This window comes from Pseudoalteromonas sp. S8-8 (assembly GCF_000497875.1).
Classification (GTDB): Bacteria; Pseudomonadota; Gammaproteobacteria; order Enterobacterales; family Alteromonadaceae; genus Pseudoalteromonas; species Pseudoalteromonas arctica.
Window position 1 is genome coordinate 33,133 of sequence record NZ_AUTR01000063.1, and the last position, 20,572, is coordinate 53,704.

15 protein-coding genes are annotated in these 20,572 nt (G+C 39.5%); 9 read left to right on the forward strand and 6 right to left on the reverse strand.

The features are described 5' to 3' along the window. Both L659_RS0119095 and L659_RS0119105 read right to left on the reverse strand, forming a co-directional pair. Nucleotides 1-1,812: a glycoside hydrolase family 3 protein gene (locus tag L659_RS0119095; protein WP_024591567.1), complete on the reverse strand. Its 1,812-nt coding sequence runs from the start codon at nucleotides 1,810-1,812 to the stop codon at nucleotides 1-3. Nucleotides 1,813-2,621: 809 nt separating this feature from the next. Then, a complete protein-coding gene (locus L659_RS0119105; protein WP_024591569.1) occupies nucleotides 2,622-3,146 on the reverse strand; it encodes a hypothetical protein in 525 nt (174 codons plus the stop codon). Between the two features lie 149 nt (nucleotides 3,147-3,295). On the opposite strand from L659_RS0119105, the gene L659_RS0119110 reads away from it, so the two are divergent. Both L659_RS0119110 and L659_RS0119115 read left to right on the forward strand, forming a co-directional pair. Further along, nucleotides 3,296-7,318: a rhombosortase-dependent M36 family metallopeptidase gene (locus L659_RS0119110; protein ID WP_024591570.1), complete on the forward strand. Its 4,023-nt coding sequence runs from the start codon at nucleotides 3,296-3,298 to the stop codon at nucleotides 7,316-7,318. Between the two features lie 459 nt (nucleotides 7,319-7,777). Further along, the gene (locus L659_RS0119115; RefSeq protein ID WP_024591571.1) at nucleotides 7,778-9,301 is read left to right on the forward strand and encodes a sensor domain-containing diguanylate cyclase; all 1,524 of its coding nucleotides are present in this window, start codon (nucleotides 7,778-7,780) and stop codon (nucleotides 9,299-9,301) included. A gap of 676 nt (nucleotides 9,302-9,977) precedes the next feature. Here the strand turns inward: L659_RS0119115 and L659_RS0119120 are convergent. Continuing rightward, complete coding sequence (locus L659_RS0119120) at nucleotides 9,978-12,059, reverse strand: TonB-dependent hemoglobin/transferrin/lactoferrin family receptor (protein ID WP_024591572.1); 2,082 nt, start codon at nucleotides 12,057-12,059, stop codon at nucleotides 9,978-9,980. A gap of 140 nt (nucleotides 12,060-12,199) precedes the next feature. Between L659_RS0119120 and L659_RS0119125 the strand changes: the two genes are divergently transcribed. From L659_RS0119125 to L659_RS0119140, 4 genes are read left to right on the forward strand one after another with little or no spacing between them, the layout of a single operon-like run. Further along, on the forward strand, nucleotides 12,200-13,009 hold the full coding sequence (locus L659_RS0119125) for a heme/hemin ABC transporter substrate-binding protein (protein WP_024591573.1): 810 nt from the start codon (nucleotides 12,200-12,202) through the stop codon (nucleotides 13,007-13,009). Further along, nucleotides 13,006-14,058 (forward strand): FecCD family ABC transporter permease, encoded by a 1,053-nt coding sequence (locus L659_RS0119130; protein WP_024591574.1) that lies wholly within the window; start codon nucleotides 13,006-13,008, stop codon nucleotides 14,056-14,058. Before L659_RS0119125 ends, L659_RS0119130 begins: the two co-directional genes overlap by 4 nt. Further along, the gene (locus tag L659_RS0119135) at nucleotides 14,055-14,843 is read left to right on the forward strand and encodes a heme ABC transporter ATP-binding protein (protein WP_029769942.1); all 789 of its coding nucleotides are present in this window, start codon (nucleotides 14,055-14,057) and stop codon (nucleotides 14,841-14,843) included. Before L659_RS0119130 ends, L659_RS0119135 begins: the two co-directional genes overlap by 4 nt. Beyond that, entirely contained in the window at nucleotides 14,840-15,559 is a 720-nt protein-coding gene (locus tag L659_RS0119140) for a HugZ family pyridoxamine 5'-phosphate oxidase (RefSeq protein ID WP_024591576.1), read from the forward strand. Before L659_RS0119135 ends, L659_RS0119140 begins: the two co-directional genes overlap by 4 nt. A gap of 66 nt (nucleotides 15,560-15,625) precedes the next feature. Here L659_RS0119140 and L659_RS0119145 read toward each other — a convergent pair whose 3' ends face one another. Next, nucleotides 15,626-16,558: a ChaN family lipoprotein gene (locus L659_RS0119145; RefSeq protein ID WP_024591577.1), complete on the reverse strand. Its 933-nt coding sequence runs from the start codon at nucleotides 16,556-16,558 to the stop codon at nucleotides 15,626-15,628. A gap of 281 nt (nucleotides 16,559-16,839) precedes the next feature. Between L659_RS0119145 and L659_RS0119150 the strand changes: the two genes are divergently transcribed. Both L659_RS0119150 and L659_RS0119155 read left to right on the forward strand, forming a co-directional pair. After that, nucleotides 16,840-17,640 carry a TIR domain-containing protein gene (locus L659_RS0119150; protein WP_024591578.1) on the forward strand — a complete coding sequence of 267 codons (801 nt, stop codon included), beginning with the start codon at nucleotides 16,840-16,842 and terminating at the stop codon, nucleotides 17,638-17,640. 56 nt (nucleotides 17,641-17,696) lie between these two features. Next, nucleotides 17,697-18,077, forward strand: a complete 381-nt coding sequence (locus L659_RS0119155) for a hypothetical protein (protein WP_024591579.1) — start codon at nucleotides 17,697-17,699, stop codon at nucleotides 18,075-18,077. 226 nt (nucleotides 18,078-18,303) lie between these two features. Here the strand turns inward: L659_RS0119155 and L659_RS0119160 are convergent, their stop codons facing one another. Next, entirely contained in the window at nucleotides 18,304-18,804 is a 501-nt protein-coding gene (locus L659_RS0119160; RefSeq protein ID WP_007583656.1) for a lactoylglutathione lyase family protein, read from the reverse strand. A gap of 102 nt (nucleotides 18,805-18,906) precedes the next feature. On the opposite strand from L659_RS0119160, the gene L659_RS0119165 reads away from it, so the two are divergent. Beyond that, nucleotides 18,907-19,782: a LysR family transcriptional regulator gene (locus L659_RS0119165; RefSeq protein WP_010552899.1), complete on the forward strand. Its 876-nt coding sequence runs from the start codon at nucleotides 18,907-18,909 to the stop codon at nucleotides 19,780-19,782. A gap of 61 nt (nucleotides 19,783-19,843) precedes the next feature. Here the strand turns inward: L659_RS0119165 and L659_RS0119170 are convergent, their stop codons facing one another. After that, nucleotides 19,844-20,521: a haloacid dehalogenase type II gene (locus L659_RS0119170; RefSeq protein ID WP_024591580.1), complete on the reverse strand. Its 678-nt coding sequence runs from the start codon at nucleotides 20,519-20,521 to the stop codon at nucleotides 19,844-19,846. Between the last annotated feature and the right edge of the window lie 51 nt (nucleotides 20,522-20,572).

The following is a 20,572-nucleotide window of genomic DNA, read 5'->3' on the forward strand; positions in this document are numbered from 1 at the left end:
TTAGTGCGCCTTTTGCGGTTTTATTGTGACAGGTAATACGCCGTTAGCCGTTGCTTCTCCTAGTAACACTTTTGCAAGTGCGGTAAAAGCAGGACCAGATACAATATCATTTTTATCTACATCAATATTATATGCATACGATGCAAGTACAGCATTTGCATAATCGCCAAATTTAGCAATGTCGTAAGGTGCTCTTAGGCTTATAAAAACAGTGCTTTTGTTTTCTTTTTTTGCCACTTTTAATAATGACTCAAGTGCTTTTGGTTGCTCTGCATTATTAAGTGCAAAATTAGGATCGTCTTTTAAATCATCCATACCGCCAATTTCTACCGCACTTTGATTAGGCGTTGCATTGCCGGCTATAACTACATCAGCAGCGTGTATTTGTGTTTTAGCTTGTGCAGGGTTAAACCCTTGTAGGCTGCTACAGCTATAGTTAAGTTTTTTCTGGCTGATAGCTTCAATCGCTTGCTGCATTGCCATACATTTACGCGTGTCTGGCATAATAATATGAACATTACTTCCTGCTTTTAAATTAAGTGGCAAAGTACTGTTATTATTTTTAACCTGCGTTATTGCCTCTACAGCAAGCTGCGCTTCTATTTCACGATGTGCTGCACTGCCGATTGTTTGCTTTGCATTTATGAGCGCGGTAATAGGGTCAAAATTAGTGCTTAACCTAAATTTATTTTTAAGCGTAATTATACGCATCGCTGATTGTGCTATTTCTTGCTCATCAAGTTGGTTTGATTTAACCGCTGCAACAAGCTCTTTAATAAGATCATCGAGCTTGTTTAAATCATCCGGCGTTCTAATTTCAACGGGCATTAGGGCAATGTCAGCCCCAGCCGCAAACGTATTTATTACCGCTTGAGTTGGTGTAAAAAAGTTACTAATACCAGCCATATCAAGCGCATCTGTTACTACAACACCTTGGTAATTAAGCTCACCACGTAAAATATCAGTAATGATTGCGCGCGACATTGTTGCCGGTTTTATCATCGTTTTGCCATTAACACTTATAAACGTTGTGCTATCGAGCGCTGGGTATTGAATATGCGCCGTCATTATCATGCCTGGGTTTTGCTTGGCGATAATGTGTTTAAAGGGTGCTAGGTCTTGCTCGTAAATAACTTCTTTTGCATGGTTTACTTTAGGCAAACCTGTATGGCTATCTACGTTTGTATCGCCGTGGCCCGGGAAGTGCTTTAACGAGGTAATAACGCCGTTATTCTCAAATCCTGCAACCTGTGCGGCGCCTAATTTACTCACTAATGCAGGGTTTTCACCAAACGAGCGTACGTTAATAACAGGGTTATCGGGGTTCATGTTTACATCAACCGTGGGCGCGTAGTTTACATTGATACCCAGCGAGCTTAGTTCTTTAGCTATAACAGTTGCTGTTTTTGTCGCAAAGCTTATACCGTGTTTTTTGTAGGTTGCGCCAATCGACATATTACCGGTAAATGAGGTGGCAACATCGCGTGGTAAACGCGCTACACGTCCGCCTTCTTGATCTATTGATATAAATAGAGGCAGCTTACTACTGGATTTACTTGCAGCTGTTTGCAATTGGCTATTAAGCGTAATGGTTTGTTCTATTGATTGGGTATTTTCAGAAAATAAAATAATTCCACCAATATCGTATTTAGCAATAGCGGTAGCAAGCTCATTAGGTAACTCGGTCATTGGAGTTCGGCATTTATTACTTGCTCCTTGCTGGCAAAAGTAGCGAAAGTCGAGTATTAACTTTTGCCCAAGTTGTTGTTCAAGAGAAAGCACGGGTTTAGCAAGCGAGGATTGTAATGGCATTAAACACCCAGATAAAAAAACGATAGACGGTACAATACACTTATTTAGCAAAACACACTCCAAGGCTAAAAAGTAGATAAATGTATGCAGCTTAACTACTTTTTAAAGTAACTGCAAAAGAAGGTTTTCTTTACAAAAACCATTAACGTATTGTAAAAATTGAAGAAAAATTATAGTTTTGAACTTAGTGAAAAGTTATATTTTTTCTGGCTTTATTGATATTAGGTAATAAATTTTTAATAGGGTGTAATTGCAGGCTTTATGCTCAATTATAGGTGCAAGTATTGAATGCCTCATACTTAGGATGGCATTCATTTTCGAAAGAATTATTAATAGCCTTAATCTTCGATTTCTTATTTTTCATTTAACGATTACAGCCTTTATTAGTAATTTAGTAAGTCGCTTTTATTCTACCTACCAAGCACAAAAGGAGCAGTTAAAAACGTACACTAAAAATAACTATGCCTACGCTAATAAACTAGCATCAACAACTTATACTCTTTAGAATCAGCAATGCAATAACCTGCCTATTCAACTAAAAATCATCTTGAAAAGACAATATTGTGGCGCGTTTAGGTAGAGAAGAATTTGTATTTTTTTACCTAAGAACAGCAAAGTGCGCAAAATAGCAGAGCGATTACGTCAAGCCGTTGAGTCTATAAATACGTAAACTATTGGATTTATAATAATTCCTATTGGCATTGCAACTTGGTCTGAGCATAGTAACGAAATAGACCAAGTTTACAAATGTGCTGACAAAGTACTTTACCATGTTAATAATATGGTAGTTGTAAGTGCATTGTTGCTGATTAAAAGTGTGTTTCGATAGGTGAGTAATCAATTGCAACTTCTACATTGCTCACTGAGCTATAATTGTTTAGATCTTTAGATAATCCTGCAATATCAACATCCTTTTCAACAAGTAATGTGTAATTGTGAGCTGTCGACTTAACTAACTCATAATTATTTTTTAACTCATCAGGCAAAGTATCGGTATTTAATGTAATGGTAAGAGTACCTGTTACTACACCTTTTTGCTTTAAGTTCTGATTATAAATAACGTCGCCTTTAAATAACTGCTCAGAGTTAAAAATAAGCTTATCACCCGATGAATTTATGCTTTTAGATGCTTTTTTCATAATACCTTGACTGCTTTCTTTTTTAGGGAAAATAGTGTCAGTTTTCTGGTTCTTAGATGGTTCTTTTATAATGATTTCTGCTGTTTTAGGTAGCGCCTGAGAGTTGTTAACCTCTGTTTTTTCACTGTTATTACATGCAGATAGTAATAAAGCTGCAATTATTGGCACTGAACTTGTAAAAATTATTTTTTGCATTCGTTTACCTTTGTTTACTTTTCTCTAAATTTAAAGCTATTCAGCTTCATTCAAGTATGTATATTAACAACTTAACTATGCGTTTACATAAAATAATCAATTAAAAAACATTAAGTGCTTTAATATAATAAATACAAACAGGTGGATACATGTCTCAATTTAAATTAACAACTATTGCCATAGTTGTAGCATCAACATTAGCAGCAGGTGAGCTAACGGCCGCTGAACAAACCCGATTTTATGATGTAAGTGCTACAAATGCAGTTACTCAGGGTACTTCTTTAGCTGCTGTTCAGCAGAGAACCTTAGCCGAACGCGCCACTGTATCGGGTCAAAAATCTATCTACGATGCACAAATGGGTAAAGCAACATTTTTATGGCAAGCAATAGGTCAGCGTAAGCCTGACATGGCTTTAATCGCAGCTGATAACCGTAATCAATATGCTGCTGACTTTTATATTGAAACTTTAACAGGTATTAGTAATCGTAAAACAACAGCATCTTCTGCTGTTATGGTTGATTTATCAGAGCAAAAACGCGGTTCTATTAGTGCAAAATACAAGCAACAAGTAAACGGTGTTGAAGTTTTTAACCGCGAATACAACTTGTTAATGGATAAAGAGTACAACCTAGTAGCAAGCTCGGGTTATTTTGCTGATACGTCGTCATCTAAAAATAAACTTGCTGCATTAACGGGTTTTGTAAGCTCTGAGCAAAGTATAAAAAAAGCATTTAGTGAATTAGCAAATATTGATGTCTCACTTCGTAAAATTGGTAATGAAGGTGGATATGCAAAATATGAGGCTAAATCATTAGATGACTCTAAGATTGTTTTAGGTACACCACGTGCAAAAGAAGTGTTTTTTGAAGTTGCAGGCGAGCTTAAATCTGCTTACTACATTGAAGTAGAAGTAGCAGAAGTTGGCTCTTTAGAAAGTGACTACTTTAGTTATGTAGTAGATTCGAATAACAGCAAAGTATATTTTGCGAAAGATTTGAAATCTCATGCAGCTGACTTTAATTACCGTGTTTACGCTAACCAAGATGGCTACCCAATGGAAAGCCCGCACGGTGACGTAATTCCTGCAGATGGCCCAGGGCAAGTAGACGAGACTGAGATTTTAGACGCGCCAATGGTATCTCTATCTTACTACAGTAAACTAAGCACAATGGACCCATGGTTAGCTGATGATGCAACGACAACATCAGGTAATAACGTATTTGCTTACGCAGATGTGGTTGCACCTCAAGATTTTAGTGAAGGTGACTTTACCGCTGAAACAACAGCAGACTTCACATTTGACTACCCTTATCAAGTAGATGAAGTTGCAAATAGCTACGCAAACCGTAAAGCGGCTATTGTTAACTTGTTTTATATGAATAACTTTTTACATGATTTTTTCTATGATCATGGTTTTGATGAGACGTCAAATGTAGCTCAAGTATCTAACTTTGGTCGTGGCGGCGTAGAAGGTGACCCGATTGAAGCACAAGCTCAAGATAACTCAGGTCGTAATAACGCAAATATGTCTACGCCAGCTGATGGTGCTAGTCCACGTATGCAAATGTACTTGTACAACAGTAAAGATGCCGTTGTTGGTGTAGATTTTGGTATTACAGTAACTTCACATGACTCTTTAGGCCTTTTAGCTTCAACAAAAGAATCTGGCTTTGGTAAATACCAATTCAGTGATGTGGCTGCAGAAGTTGTTCGTTTAGATGATGGAAATACAGTAGATTCAACAAGCGTGAATGATGGTTGTGAGCCTGCTATAAATGCAGCTGAACTAGCGGGTAAAATTGCAATTGTAGACCGTGGCTCATGCTCATTTACAATTAAAGTAAAAAATGCACAAGATGCAGGTGCAATAGCAACTATCGTTGTTAATAATGACCCAGATACAGCAGAACCGGCACCAATGGGCGGTGAAGACGATACTGTAACTATTCCAAATATGGGTTTAAATTACGCTGATGGTCATGCAATGTATGACCTAATTGATGCTCGTGAAGTTGTTACTGTAAACATGTTTACCAAAGCAACATTAAAAGATGGTACGTTTGATAATGGTATTATTGCTCATGAATGGGGTCACTACATTAGTAACCGCTTAGTCGGTAATTCATCAGGCCTTATTAACTTCCAAGGCCGCGCAATGGGCGAAGGCTGGGGCGATTTCCACTCATTAATGTTTATCGCTAAAGAAAGCGATATAAATATCACAGGTAACGATAAGTTCCAAAAAGCATATGGTAGCGGCACATTTGTAGAAGACTTCTACTTCGGTATTCGTCGTCTTCCTTATTCAACTGATACAGATGTAAATGCATTATCGTTCCGACATATTACTGAAAATGCTGGTGCTGATATTGGTATTTCACCAACAAGCGTGGCTTCTCCTCATGCTGCCGGCGAAATTTGGGCAACTGTATTATGGGAAAACTACGTAACGCTTATTAACGAGCATGGCTTTAATGAAGCACAAACTCGAATGGCAGATTACTTAGTTGCAGGTTACAAATTAACACCTATAGCACCAACCTACACTGAAGCACGTGATGCTATTTTAGCTGCTGCCTATGCAGTAGACCCTGCTGATTACAAATTAATGGTAGGCGCATTTGCTAAACGTGGTATGGGTCTTGGCGCAGTATCGCCAGATCGTTTCAGTGAAGACCTTACTGGTGTAGTTGAATCAGATAAAACACAGCTTTCTAGCTATGCATTTGCAAGTGCTGACTTAAACAATATGTACAATGGTACAGAGCTTGGTTTTTGTACTAACGACAATATTTTAGATAAAGGCGAAACGAGTACGGTTAGCGTAACAATTACTAACCGTGGTAGTGAAGTACTTAGTGGTACAACAGCACAGCTGACAGTTATAAGCGATCATGATGTAACATTTGAAAATGATGGCCTACTTACTTTTGGTGAAGTTCAACCGTACGAAGCAATAACTAGTAACGATATTAAAGTTACTTTGAACGAAGCGGGTACAGCTGAAACACTAGAAATTGAAGTCACATTCCCTGAAATTGAAACGGATGATGATATCGTTGAAGCGCTTGATCAAACACTTACGTTTGAAGTAAATATGGGCTTTAAATCAGAAACGCCTGTTGGAGCTGTAGTTTCAGATGATATGGAAGTAGCAAGTTCATCACTATTAGATTTAAAAGAAAACGTAATGTTTGGTGGTGATTTAGCTGCTGGCACTCAAGTAATGGATAATAGTAGTAATATTGCATTCTTTGAACAAGGTGGCTTTGGGCTAGGCACACAAGCAATGCGCCTTGTAAATAATGGCTTCCAATCGGATGTAGCAGTAGAGAGTAAGTCATTCGAAGTCGGTTACTCTGGCGACTTTGAAATTTCATTCTGGCATTTCTATAGTATCGAGGAAAACTGGGATGGTGGTGTTGTAGAAGTTAGTGTTAATGGTGGTGACTGGGTTGATGCTACTGAAATTGGCGGCACATTTGATGTTGGCTATGACGCTGTTCTAATCGAAAACGATTCTCAAGAGCTTCAAGAACGTGAAACATACACAGGTAATAACGTACAAGATAGTGGCGCGTATGGTAATTATGAAACTATCAACTTTGGTGATGCTCTAAACGGCAACTTAGTAAAGGTACGCTTTAGAATTTCATCAGATGGCGCAGTAAGTGATTTAGGTTGGTGGATTGATAACCTAACTATGTCTAACGTTTTATCTCCTGTATTTTCAGAACTTGTAGCGGGTGATTCACTAGCATGTGATAACGCAGCTCCACTTGTTTTAGTCGAAAGCGCTTCAGCGGAAATCACTGAATCTGCTACAGGAACAATTACAGCAACAGCGTCAGATCGCAATGGTCAAACACTAACTTATGCTTGGACTCAGGTTAGCGGTAGTGATGCTACGCTCACTGGTACTGATACAGCAACTTTGAGCTTCACACCTGCAGCTATTACTGCAGATGAAGAGCTTGTTTTTGAAGTTGCCGTAAGTGATGGTGTAACAACTGTGACTCAACAAAGTACTGTAATGGTAAAAAATGAAGCGGTAGCAACAGTGCCTGTAACAGAAGCAAAATCTAGCGGTGGTGGTAGTTTTGGCTTTATAGCTTTATTACTTACTCCATTAGTATGGTTTAATAGACGTCGTAAAAACGTTAGTAAATAAGTTTAAATAACATCCCGTCGTCTCTAAACACATGACGGCTTTAATGAAAGGCCAGTAGCTTTTGCTTCTGGCCTTTTTTATAAACTTAGTGTGATGTTTTTAGTCCTGACCTCATATTAACTTTTTCATGGCCATACACTTTGACTTATCTATTAGTCATATTGCCTTTTTATACGACATCAACAACTTATATCTTAAAGCTTAATAAACAACCTCGGTGCGTTCACTTAGTTGGCTAGAGTTTTACTGATTAAAGGATAAAAAATGGCAATGCTGGAATATATTATTTATCACGCCATACCCTAACGCATAGTCGCTAAATTGAACAAACCAACTTAATTAAAAACACTTAAACGGGTATAATACCTAACTTCGTATAATACGCGCTGAATTTGAGTGCTTTGGAATGCAGCTTTGCTATATAAATTACTACCCGCTTTAAATTTAAGATTTCTTATATTGCTACTCGCATTCTCTGCAGCACTGAGCACATTGGTAGGGAGTTTTTATTCTACCTATCAGGTTCAAAAAGAGCAGTTAACATCATATACGCTAAAAAGTAATTTAGCCTATGCACAAAAATTAGCCTCCGCAACTGATAACTTTTTAAAGTCTGCGCTTCAGCAGCTTGAATACTCAGCTAAAATTATTGAGCAATCACCAAATAACTCCAAATTATTAAACGATGAAGCCATTCGTTTAAATCATCAAACGGATAGCTTTAACTCTGTTGTGATTAATTTACATGGCGTAGTTGCAGCGACGTCGCCTCACTTTGAAAGTTTAATAGGCCAAAAAATACAGTCTCCAGGAGCAATAGAAGCACTAAAAGAAAAACGCCCATTAATTAGTGAGCCTTATTTATCGGCAGCTGATAATTTAATTGTTTTTATATCGCACCCGCTATTTGATTCTGAAGATAAGTATTTAGGTTATATTGGGGGCTCTCTTTATTTAAAAGAGAAAAATATTTTAAATGAGCTTTTAGAACAACATTACTACAAAGGTGGTTCGTACCTTTATGTTGTTAGCTCAAATAAGCGCATTTTATATCACCCAGAACCTGCCAGAATCGGCAACGTTATTGCTAACAATGCTGTGATTGACGCTGTTATAGGTGGCGAAATAGGCACTTCAACGGTTATTAATAGCTTAAATAAGCCGATGCTCGCAGGCTACGCACCCATTACTTTATCTAAATGGGGAATAGTGGCGCAAAGACCATTAGAATCAACGCTCTCTTCGCTAGATACATTAACTATTGAAGTCATTGAACAAACAATACCTATGGCATTAGTCACATTTATTTTTATTGGTTTATTCGCACACTTTATAGCAAGGCCGCTAAAGCGATTAGCCGATAACGCAAATACACTCGATGATCCAAAAAGCTTAGAAAAACTTAAAAGCGTGAAGTCGTGGTATTTTGAAAGTCAAAAACTGAAGTTAGCGATGTTAAGAGAGGTTACTTTATTACAAGCACAAATAGGTGTGCTACGCCATGACTCACAAACAGATCCCTTAACAGATACGCATAACAGAAGAAGCTTAAACGGCCTACTTAACCAGCTTATGCTAAAGCAAACCCCATTCGCTATATTAGAAATTGATATCGACTTTTTTAAACGTGTTAACGATACTTTTGGACATGGTAAAGGCGACGAAACTTTAGTTTCGCTAACAAATATAATTAAAAAACTATCAAGAAGAGACGACATAGTATCAAGAATCGGCGGTGAAGAATTTGTTCTTGTGCTACCAAATGAAAACAGCCAAAGTGCCTATAAAATAGCAGAGCGTTTACGTAAAACAGTAGAATCGACAGAAATAAACACCATTGGAACAATCACTATTTCTATAGGTATTGCAACCTGGCCTGAGCATAGTACTGATATTGCACAAGTATATAAATGTGCCGATAAGGCGCTATACCATGCTAAAGAGGATGGTCGTAACCGATGCGTAGTGGCCGATATTAGCTAACCACAGCTTTGTTAAGTAATACTCTGTATTACCTTAAATTGATAAATACTTTACACAGAGTGCATGAGTTTATTAAGCCAGCCATCTGCTTTTGATGGCTTGTAAATCATTGCTATGCCTTTGCTATAGTGACTGTTAACCCCCTTTACAGTTATTTTGTAAGCCCTAAATCGTCAATAACAAAATTTGGTAAATACGCTAATCCCAAAGCAGTTTTACTACCAAACTAACCTTTTAAAATCCGTTATATGTTGAAAAGCAAACGACAAATAAAACACAAAAAATGCATTTTCATTAGTAAAACTAACGCAGCAACAAGGCTTGGTAATTCATAAAATACAAAGTAATCGTTAAGCTTAGTGCCGCTTACTAGGGGGAAGTATAACGGGTAATTAGAGTGCGACAGCGCAATAAATACAACGCTTGCAAGTAAGCTAACGGCATATTTTAAAAACGCCCCCAGCTATTTAGAAACCCAAGACTTTGCGATTAATTAATTTATAAATAACGGCGATTTTGGCTTTAAAAGTGCTGTTTATATTAAGTGTTAATGGGCATTAAGTATGTAGAGGTGTACCTGAATATACTCACCATTAAGTAATTTGACTTGGGTAAATATGTGGCAGGCAAACGCTGCATACCCATGCAGCGTTTATTGCCATTTGTTTAGCCCTAATTAAAACTGATAGCTTACCCTTGCTGAAAAGTTACGCCCAGGTTGGGTGTATTGGCTAAAATCAGCACTTTGCGATTGACCTGCAATCAACTCAAAAGGTACATATTCTTTATCGAGCAAGTTAAGTACACCTACATTTAGCTGCCACGCTTGCCATTCGTAGTTTGCGTATAAATCAACAACGCCGTAGCCATACCCTTGCGTAGTTTTATCATCGTTTGCATCAAGTACTACATCCGATTGCGATTTAGCTAAACGCAACGCAGCGGTCCAGTTAATATTACCCAGCTCTGTACTTAACAATATTGAGCCATTTAACGGGCTAATGCTGGTAAGTGGCTGATCGGTTTCTTTATTTTCACCATCAACGTAGGCCACATTTGCCTCAAGCAGAATATTTTCAGCAACATACACGGCAATCCCTGCTTCTACACCGCTTATTTGTGTTTCGCTAATATTTTGATACTGATACAGAGTTTTGTTTACATTAGGAATGTACGTTGGCTCAACACCTACTACGGCGGTTTCAATAAAGTCATCGAATGCTGCATAAAAAGCACTTAAATTTACGCTAATATCGCTGCTTGCGTACCTAAGCCCAAGCTCAAATGAGTCGCTGCTTTCTGGGTCTAAATCGGCATTTGGTAGTATTTGATAAAACGGTTCAACGCCGTGGCTTTGATAGGCTTGGTCGTGTGGTGGTATTTTAAAGCCTCGTACGTATTGCCCATACCACGATAAGTTATCATCCACTTGATATATAACACCTAGCTTAGGCGAAAAAGCAGATTCGGTAATATCATCAAGCTGCGCATCGGCATATAGCTCATCACTTTTAGCTTCTAGGGTGTAGTAATCATATCGCACGCCTGCAATAACCGACCATGCGCTGTTTTTAAACGAAATACTGTCTTGCACATAAGCGCCAATTAAAGAGGTATCAGCACCCGGAAACGCTTTTTGTTTTTGGTCTGTAAAATCAACGGTGCCATCAGCTAAAGCACGCGTTTTTAAACGTGGCCGAGTGGTGTCGTATAAATCGATATCAATCCCGTATACCACTTCGTGATCGGCACTCTCTGCGTTAAATCCTTTATTAAATACCGCTTTTAAACCTAAAATATTTTGCTCAAAGCGATAGTCGTTATAATCGGTGTAGGTGCTTGCTGCACTTATTGCATCACTTTGTTGCTCGTAACTACTATAAGACACTTGCCCGTACCATTTATCAAACGCAGCTGTAGCTACCTCTGAATGGTAATCTAGCGCCAGTGACCAACTAGTGTCGTCTTCCTCGGTTTCTTGAACCGCGGGGGTTATTACTTGCTCAGTCGTTTGATTAAAATAATCAAGGGTGTATTTAAGTGTGCGTTTTTCATCAAGCTGTTGTTCAAATTTAACTAATAAAGCGTCCGACTTTGCATCATAACCGGGTAAGTTTTCGTCGTAGTTTTGTACTTCTTCGCTGTCGCGATGGCTATAAACTGCGCTTACTGCAAAGTCGCCTAAGTCTTTTGCACCGGTAATATCAGCAGCAATTTGGTTACTTTGACCTTGATACCCCAGTGCCATTTTTACATAGCTGCTGTTATCTTTTAGATAATCGCTTGGATCTTTCGTGGTTATAACCACAATGCCACCGAGTGCGTCAGAGCCATATAAAGACGATGCAGCACCTTTGGCTACTTCTACTTGTTTTACGCCTGCTACATCAAAGTAATTGCGGCCAACTAAATAGCCCCCTCCGCCTGCATAACCATCGTTGGTGCGTCGGCCATCTTTTATAAATACAACACGGTTACCACCAACACCACGTACAGTAAGTGTTTGCGCGCCTGCACCACTGCCTGTGGTTGCAATGCTTGAATCGTATTTAAACATGGTTTGTAAATCTACAGCTAGCTGGCGCTCTATATCTTGCTCGGTAATAACCGTTACTGAGCCTGTTACATCTTTAAGCTTTTGTTCAAAGCGCGAGCCACTCACAACAATATGATCGTCAATTATGTTTTCGGCAAATGCAGTGTCCGATCCGAGTAATAAGGTTGCTATAGCAGTAAATTTAAATGTAGAGGGGTTCACTTTAACTCCAAATGATAATAGTTATTATTTATGGCGAGGATGTTACAACTAAGTCAAATTAAGATCAATTAATTATGATAATCATTTTCATTTAGATTTAACTGGTTATAATAGCCGAAAAATAAAAGCCGGAGTTTGTAATGAAATACCTATTTATATTGTTTGCTTTAGTCACTCAACCTGTACTTGCACAGGAGCGCGTTATTAGTGCTGGCGGTACCCTTACAGAAATAATTTATGCGCTGGGCAAACAAAGTACCCTTGTAGCGGTTGATCAATCTAGTATGTACCCGCAGCAAGCTACGCAATTACCACAAGTGGGTTATTACCGCGATTTAGCGGCAGAAGGCGTACTTTCAATGCGCCCAACCACCTTGTTAGCGCTTGAAGGCGCAGGGCGAAGCCAAGCACTTAAACAAATTGAGGCAACTGGGATTAAACTAATTCATTATAAAAAACCCACCTCAGTTAATGAGCTACTTGAGCTAATTAAACGCCTTGGTACCGATTTAAACGCCAAGCAAAAAGCGCAATCGCTTATTACGCACATTACAGACTCATTACCTGAAAAAGCAAAACAACAAACGCACAGTGCACTATTTTTACTCTCAGCTAATGAGCGCGGGCTTGTTGCCGCAGGGCAAGAAACCGTCCCTAATTTATTATTTAGCTATGCGGGCATTACTAATATAGGCGCTACACATTCAGGCTTTAAAGTAATTAATACCGAAGTACTTGCTGTAAATCAGCCTGACTTTTTAGTTGCGCCAAAGCATGTTGTACAAAGCATTGGCGGCAAGCAGGCTTTTTGTAAGCAACCGAACCTACGCTTATTAAAAGCTGCGCAAAGCTGTAACTTACTTGTAATGGATAGCCTGCTTTCGCTTGGCATGTCGCCACGTATTGCCACAGCAATTAATGAGCTTAACGAGTATAAAACCCGCTTATGAACACCCTAACATTGAGCCGCTTTGTGCCTATAACACTTAGCCAAACTCATAAATGGATGCTATTAGCCTCTGTTTGTATTTTTGCTTTGGCGCTACTAAGCATTGGGTATGGCCCTGCAGGATGGGATTGGCGTTTAGCTATTGCCTGGCTTGCACCCAAGTACTTTAATCAGTTTGATGCGCTGCAAATTAATGTAGTAATGCAAATACGTTTGCCGCGTTTTGTGCTTGCTGTATTAGTAGGGTTGGTACTTGCCCAAACAGGGGCGGCAACCCAAGCGCTTTGCCGTAACCCGCTGGCAGACCCATCTATTATTGGCATTAGTGCAGGTGCGGCAATGGTTGCAGTGGCGTTTATTGCACTTAGCGCGCAGTTTAATTTTAACGCTCAGTTGTATTTACCTTATGCGTCGTTTTTAGGGGCGCTTGGCGTTACCTCGCTGGTATATTTTATTGCCAAGCAGCAGGGGCAAATTAATATCACCACACTTATATTGGTAGGAGTCGCTATTAACGCGTTAGCATTCGCTGTTATTGGGCTACTGAGTTTTTTTGCCGACGATAGCGCGCTACGATTAATAAATTATTGGACCATGGGCTCATTAGGCGGAGCAAGCTGGAGCACGATTATTCAAGCTGCGCCGTTACTGTTTATCAGCCTAATTGGCCTGTGGCGGTTAAAAAATCCCATGAACTTACTCCTTATTGGCGAGTCACAAGCTCAGTACCTAGGAGTAGACACCAATAAGCTTAAATTATATGTCATTATACTCGTTGCATTAGGGGTAGGTGCGGTTGTAGCGCTTACCGGTTTAATAGGGTTTGTTGGCTTGGTAGTCCCGCATATTGCCCGCTTAATGGTGGGGCCGCATTTACGTAATATGCTGCCGCTTTGTATGCTAATTGGCGTAGTGGTATTGCTACTTTCTGACTGGCTAGCACGCATTGTGATCATGCCATCAGAGCTACCCATTGGCATTATTACCGCGCTATTGGGTGCGCCATTGTTTATTTATTTAATAGTGAAAAATAAGCGAGGTTGGTCATGATCACGTTTAACAACCTAAGCGTTGGCTTTGATAATCACAGCGTTTTAAACGCTATTAATGGCAGCGTTAAACAAGGGCAACTTGTAGCACTACTTGGTGAAAATGGCGCAGGTAAATCTACCTTGCTGCATACCTTAGCAGGTATGCACTCCTTTACAGGCAGTGTACTTTTTAATGCTAAGCCGCTGGCCTCTCACGCTAAAAAACGCCTTGCAACACAGCGCGCAGTCATGATGCAAGCTAACCACGTAGGGTTTGATTTTAATGTATTTGAGCTTATTGCAATGGGTCGCTATCCGTATGTAGAGTCATTAAAAATGCAAAGCGAAAAAGTACATAAATATGCCGCTATTATGGATTTAAACCAGTATTTAACTCGCCGCGTAAGTGCCCTTTCGGGCGGAGAGCAACAACGTGTTCATATGGCGCGTACTTTAGCCCAGCTCGATGCCTTTACACAATCGGCTGAGCCAAAACTAATGCTGCTCGACGAGCCTACATCAGCACTTGATATGCGCCACCAACATGCTTTGCTCAGCTGCGTTAAAACCTTTGTAGAGCAGGGCAACAGCGCCATTATTGCAATACACGATCTAAATTTAGCCAGCCTTTATGCAACCGACGCTATTTTACTGCACAACAAAAAAGTGTTGCAAAGTGGGCCTATAAACACCGTATTAACAGAACCAAACTTACAACAAATGTACGCCATGAAACTGCACGTAAATCCTCATCCTTATAACGATGCACCCATGGTTTTTTCTCAACGTCAGGAGTTTTTATGAGAGAGCAAGCATTAAACGATGCACGCACCTTGGTTTACAAAACCAATGCCGGTGTCATGTCGACTATTTCTAATAATTTACGCGGCTACCCGTTTGGCTCAGTAACCCCCTATATGTGCGACGAACAAGGCCGTGTTCACTTTTTTATTAGCGATATAGCCCAGCACACTAAAAATCTAAAGCACGACTCACGTATGAGCCTTACCGTATTTGACGCCGCCGACTACGGCGATCAAAACGAGCACGGGCGAGTAACGCTTGTAGGCGATGGCTCTGTTGTGCCAAGTGAGCAAGCACACACTTTACTTAATAACTATATTGCCCTATACCCCGAAGCCGCTAGCTATCGCAATGCGCACGACTTTCAATTATGGCAATTAGACGTAATTCGTGTGCGTTACATTGGTGGCTTTGGCAAAATATTTTGGCTTGAGCAAAACGAATGGCAGGATGAGGCAAAAAACTGGGACGAAAGCCAACAGCAAAGCATGATAAGTCATATGAACGACGACCATAAAGATGCTATGTCGCTCATATTAATGCAGCACTACAGCGTAGCTGATAACACCCCAATAATGAGCGGCTTATTACCCACTGGTTTTTATATACAAAGCCAAAAGCGTAATTACTTTATTAACTTTAAAACCCAGTGCAACAGCCCGTTAGAGGTTCGTAAAGCGCTGGTTGAGCTAACCAACCAAGCCCGAAATAACTAAACTAAATACATGACGACATAGTTAACCTGAGCCCTGGTTAAGAGATTCACTAACTATGTCGTTATTTTATAAGCAAGCTGTTTGCTCGCCTCGTTTGGCTAACGCTTTAAAAGCGGCTTGCTGATGTTCTTTTTGTACATAACGGGGTGGCAAAGGGTTAACTTGCAACTGATATCCTGTTTGGTTAGCTTGCACACTTGTAACCGGCGATATCCACACAACATTTAGCTCTGGCGCTAAACGCTTAATAACGCGCGCTATACCTTCGCCATTTTTCACATGAAAATCGCCCGCTATATGCATTACCTGCGCATCTTTATGATTATTTAAATAGTTAACGATAGACTCCCCCATGGTTTCATCCCAGGTAACTTGCGCAGCATAATAGTTTTCGTTTTGAGTTGGTGTGCCATGGTGCATTGATTGCACAAAACGTTGTTTATAATCACTGGGGGACGTATCAATAGCGGCTGCAATATAGCTCTGATGTGTTTCATCAAGTTTATTTACATAACTTATGCCTTGCCTGCCAATACAGGTGACTATATTTTTAGGGGCATTTGCAGCTATTACATCGCTATTGTTCGTTTTTGCCAGCTCTACCAGCGCACGGTAATCACTTTTGTAATTTGGCCACGCTTGGGTGTTATCAATTAAGTATTGCTCACCAATTTCACCTTTAACATACTGGTTTAAAATAGGCTGAACCGCGCGGCTAAATTGTTCAAGCGAAAGGGCAGTGCGTTTATTACTTTTGCTTAATTGCTCAAATAACTCAGCCTGAAATAAATGCACACCCGGGTGCGTATGCCATTCACCTACTAAAACCACATCGGCATTTAATAGCTTGGGCTCTAATAATACAGAGCTAACAGGCTTTGCTTGTGCATTATAAAGCGCAGTGTAATAAAGCGATGAGCTTTTATCAGGCGGCACAGTTGTTGTGCTACAACCACTCAAACCCGTAACTAACGCCAGAGTTAACATAGACTTTTTCATACACACCTTCAAAATCCTTTAATGCAAATAATTATCAATATCATATACTTGTAATACCTATTAAGCCAGCCAAACTGCTGCTTACTTACATAATCAAGGAAATGAGCGAAATGCGCATTTGTATGCCTTAACTTTGCTTGTAGATATTAAATAGCTTTTGATAGCAATATCTTAGGTAATTTGTTAAAACTGTGTAAAGTAGAAAATGAGCGTGACAACCGCAGGAATATACGCAAAATTGTTGTGCTTTTAAGTTCTAGATTGAATTATAGGAGATCTAATTGAGTATTGAATTTTTAGAAACGGATTTCGATAAGGTTAGCTACCTTTTGAATTTGCTCACTGCAAGAGCAACTGGACTTGCATCTGACTCAGGTGAATTTGAAGCATTACGCTCTGAATTGCTGAGTAATTCTAATCTTGCACCAATGCTTCCTCAGTGGTTACGACAGCACCGTAATTTAGATTCATTTTGGGGGTTTATTCAGCCAAAATTTAGTAGTTACGTCGAAAGACGTACGTATTTATCTGGTGAGTTCACACAAATATTAGATCAATTGGAGTTCGGGGAACCAACTCAGGGAGTAATGCCAACTACTACAAATACACCAGTGCCTCCAGCTAAAGAAGTTCCTCGTAACAAACGGAAAGTGTTTATTGTTCATGGACATAACAACGAAGTAAAACAAGAAGTAAGTCGCTTTGTCGAGCAACTTGGTTTAGAAGCTATTATCCTGCATGAGCAAGCTAACGCAGGAATGACAATTATCGAAAAAATTGAACATTATTCAAATGATGCTGATTTTGCTCTTGTTTTATATACTCCATGTGATTTAGGGAGAGCTATAACAGAGCCAAACCCTCCAAAAAATAGAGCACGACAAAATGTAGTGTTTGAACATGGTTACCTTATTGCGAAGCTTGGTCGAGAAAATGTCTGCCCTTTAGTTAAAGGGGCTCTTGAAACTCCAAATGATATAAGTGGTGTTTTATATGTCACTATTGATGATCCTGGTGCATGGAAAAACCAAGTAGCAAAAGAGTTAGTTCAATGTGGCTACACTTTAAAATCATTTTTCTAATAAGTATCAAAGACTAACGCTTACACAGGCGCTAGGCACTGGAGAAGGTTTAATAGATGGAACCAAATTATTCAGAATATTCTATTACTGAATTGCAAGAAGCTATCACGTCTATTGATAGGGCTTTGTACCCTGAACGCTTTGAGCTATTAAAAGCCGAACTATTAAATAGAGACGAGGAAGAGCATGATGCTTCTCAATTAGTAAGTCTTTCATCAAAGAACTTACTTATTAAGCTCAGCAATGCATTTTTTGCAATTCCGTTAATGATCTATGTAGGAGTAGATGCACTTAATAGCGGCGAAATACTCTTCAGAAGAGTAGCTATATCAAAAAATGAAAACTTTATATTATTTACATTAAGCGTAATGTTTTGTTTTTTAATCTCAGCGGTACTGACATGTAGCCTGTTTATGGATAAGAGCAAAAGTTCCTGACAAATACATTATGTCGTTCATAAATTCACTAGGACACAGTTCGATTGGTAGTGCTTTTCTGGAGGTTGATAATATTTTCAACTCAGGGCAAAACATGCTGCACAAGCTAAGCAAAAACAAGTTATAGAGAATAAGAAGACGGTGAAGTGTATTTAAAAACTCTATAACTGAAACAAAAAGGCCGCAGTAATAAATACTGCGGTCTTTGTTTTTAGCTAAGTGCTACCTAGTAAGCGCCTGCGCTGTAAATAAGCTCGTAGCTGTGGCTGTAAATCTCAAGGATGTTACCAAACGGGTCTTCCATGTAGATCATGCGGTACGGCTTTTCACCCGGGTAGTAATAACGAGGGGCTTGCATACGTTTTTTACCGCCAGCTTCTACAATACGCTCAGCTAAACCTTCTACATCAGGGTCTTGAACACAAAAATGGAAGATGCCTGTTTTCCAATATTCAAAATTGTCTTTTGGGTTTTCTTGGTTTTTAAATTCGAAAATTTCGACACCAATACGATCCCCTGTAGATAGGTGCGCTATTTTGAATTTTTCCCACTTTTCGCCAAATACTTCTGTACACATTTCGCCAATTGGGCTTTTGTCTTCGGTAATTAAAGTGGGTTCCATTATGGTGTACCAACCCATAACCTTAGTGTAAAACTCGACTGCTTTTTCAACGTCGGGAACCGAAATACCAATGTGCGAAAAACTACGTGGATATGTATGACTCATAATGCTTCCTCTTTAACTTGTGACTAGTTGATGGAGTTAGTTTACGAATCGACCAACATTAAGTAAAATTATCATTAATCATCATTTTGAGTACGTTTTGTAATGATAAATCCAACATGGTTAAATACGTTTTGTACTTTGGTTGAGGTAAATCATTTTACCCAAACAGCTGAGCGCCTTTATATGACCCAATCTGGTGTAAGCCAGCACATTAAAAAGCTAGAGCAACAAGTTAACTGCGCTTTACTTGAGCGCCATGGTAAGCAGTTTTCTCTTACTCCTCAGGGCCAAAACTTGTATCAGCAGGGCAGCCTACTTCTTAAAGATTGGCAGTTTTTAGAACAACAATTAAAAGATGATTCGCCGTACAGCGGAGCGGTAAAGATTCAATCTCCGGGCAGTTGTGGTTTAAAGTTTTATAATCAATTATTAGCACTGCAATCTGAGCATAAAGAGCTGATTATTGATTACCGCTTTGCGCCCAATGTAAGTGTTGAACAAGCTGTAGCAAACCACAGTGCCGACATCGGGTTTTTAACTCAAGCTCCAACATTTAGCGAACTAACCAGCCATAAAATAAGCCAAGAGCCACTACTACTTGTAACGCCTGCAGGTATAAACATGCCTAATTGGCAAACCCTGTGTGAGCTAGGGTTTATTGCTCATCCCGATGCAAGCCATCATGCGCAGCTACTACTAAGCGAAAACTACAGTGAGTTTGAGCATATTGACCAAATAAGACGTACGGGATTTTCTAACCAAATTAGTTTAATACTAGAACCTGTAAGCTTAGGACTGGGTTTTACGGTATTACCTGCTCATGCTGTTGGCGCATTCAATAAGCCCGCGCTTATTAAAACGCATCATTTAGAATGTCCGGTTAGTGAATCTATTTATGTGTGCCATCATCGAAATAGGCCGTTGGCAAAACGTATGAATACAGTAATTGAGCTAATAAAGGCGGGAGTAAATAGTTAAAACGTAAACCCCCTTTACACCCACGGCACTTAATACCATAAGCAAAAGGGGGAATAGAAAATTAGTTAACGCTTTCTAATTTTGCTTTTAAATCGAGTAAATCGGTTGCAATAGTATTTGGCTGTATTTCCCACGGATCGAAAATTGAATCTTTAGATCGTTGAATCCACGCTGCGCGCATACCATGCGATATGGCACCGGTTACATCAAACGGGTTACTTGATACAAGCCACGTGTTTGCGCCTGTTGAATTGGTTTCGCGTAAAAAGTGGCTATAAACCCCTGGGTTTGGTTTAAAGGTTTTAACGTCGTCGGCACTTACTACCCCTTCAAAAAGCTCACTAATGCCAGCGGTTTCTAATAAGGTATGAACTGCGTCGGCAGCTCCGTTTGAAAATGCAAACAAACGGTAATCCTTCGCTTTTAATTGCTCAAGGCCTGCTTTTACATCATCGAACGCAGGAAGCGTTTTATAAAGCTCTAGCAGTTGCCCCTTTTGATCTTCACTTAGCTCGGTTTTGTGCGCTAAGCAGGCGTAATCGAGTGCGTGTTTTGTACATAGCGAGAAAGGAATATAATTTTGCATTAATCCACGTCTAAATGAATACTCTAATTGCTTTTCGCGCCATGTATTTGAAAATGCTTGGGCGTTATCGCCAATCATGTCGTCGAGTAAAGACAGTACGCCGTGAGTGTTTATTAGCGTACCGTATACGTCAAATGCAAGTGTAGTTGCCATGTTTGCTCCGCAATAAAATAAATTAAGTTGGTCTTAGAGTACTTGCTTACA

Coding starts and splice junctions, on each gene's coding strand:
- L659_RS0119095 (WP_024591567.1), bottom strand. CDS start 1,812: ATGCCATTACAATCCTCGCTTGCTAAACCCGTGCTTTCTCTTGAACAA.
- L659_RS0119105 (WP_024591569.1), bottom strand. CDS start 3,146: ATGCAAAAAATAATTTTTACAAGTTCAGTGCCAATAATTGCAGCTTTA.
- L659_RS0119110 (WP_024591570.1), top strand. CDS start 3,296: ATGTCTCAATTTAAATTAACAACTATTGCCATAGTTGTAGCATCAACA.
- L659_RS0119125 (WP_024591573.1), top strand. CDS start 12,200: ATGAAATACCTATTTATATTGTTTGCTTTAGTCACTCAACCTGTACTT.
- L659_RS0119130 (WP_024591574.1), top strand. CDS start 13,006: ATGAACACCCTAACATTGAGCCGCTTTGTGCCTATAACACTTAGCCAA.
- L659_RS0119135 (WP_029769942.1), top strand. CDS start 14,055: ATGATCACGTTTAACAACCTAAGCGTTGGCTTTGATAATCACAGCGTT.
- L659_RS0119140 (WP_024591576.1), top strand. CDS start 14,840: ATGAGAGAGCAAGCATTAAACGATGCACGCACCTTGGTTTACAAAACC.
- L659_RS0119145 (WP_024591577.1), bottom strand. CDS start 16,558: ATGAAAAAGTCTATGTTAACTCTGGCGTTAGTTACGGGTTTGAGTGGT.
- L659_RS0119155 (WP_024591579.1), top strand. CDS start 17,697: ATGGAACCAAATTATTCAGAATATTCTATTACTGAATTGCAAGAAGCT.
- L659_RS0119160 (WP_007583656.1), bottom strand. CDS start 18,804: ATGAGTCATACATATCCACGTAGTTTTTCGCACATTGGTATTTCGGTT.
- L659_RS0119165 (WP_010552899.1), top strand. CDS start 18,907: ATGATAAATCCAACATGGTTAAATACGTTTTGTACTTTGGTTGAGGTA.
- L659_RS0119170 (WP_024591580.1), bottom strand. CDS start 20,521: ATGGCAACTACACTTGCATTTGACGTATACGGTACGCTAATAAACACT.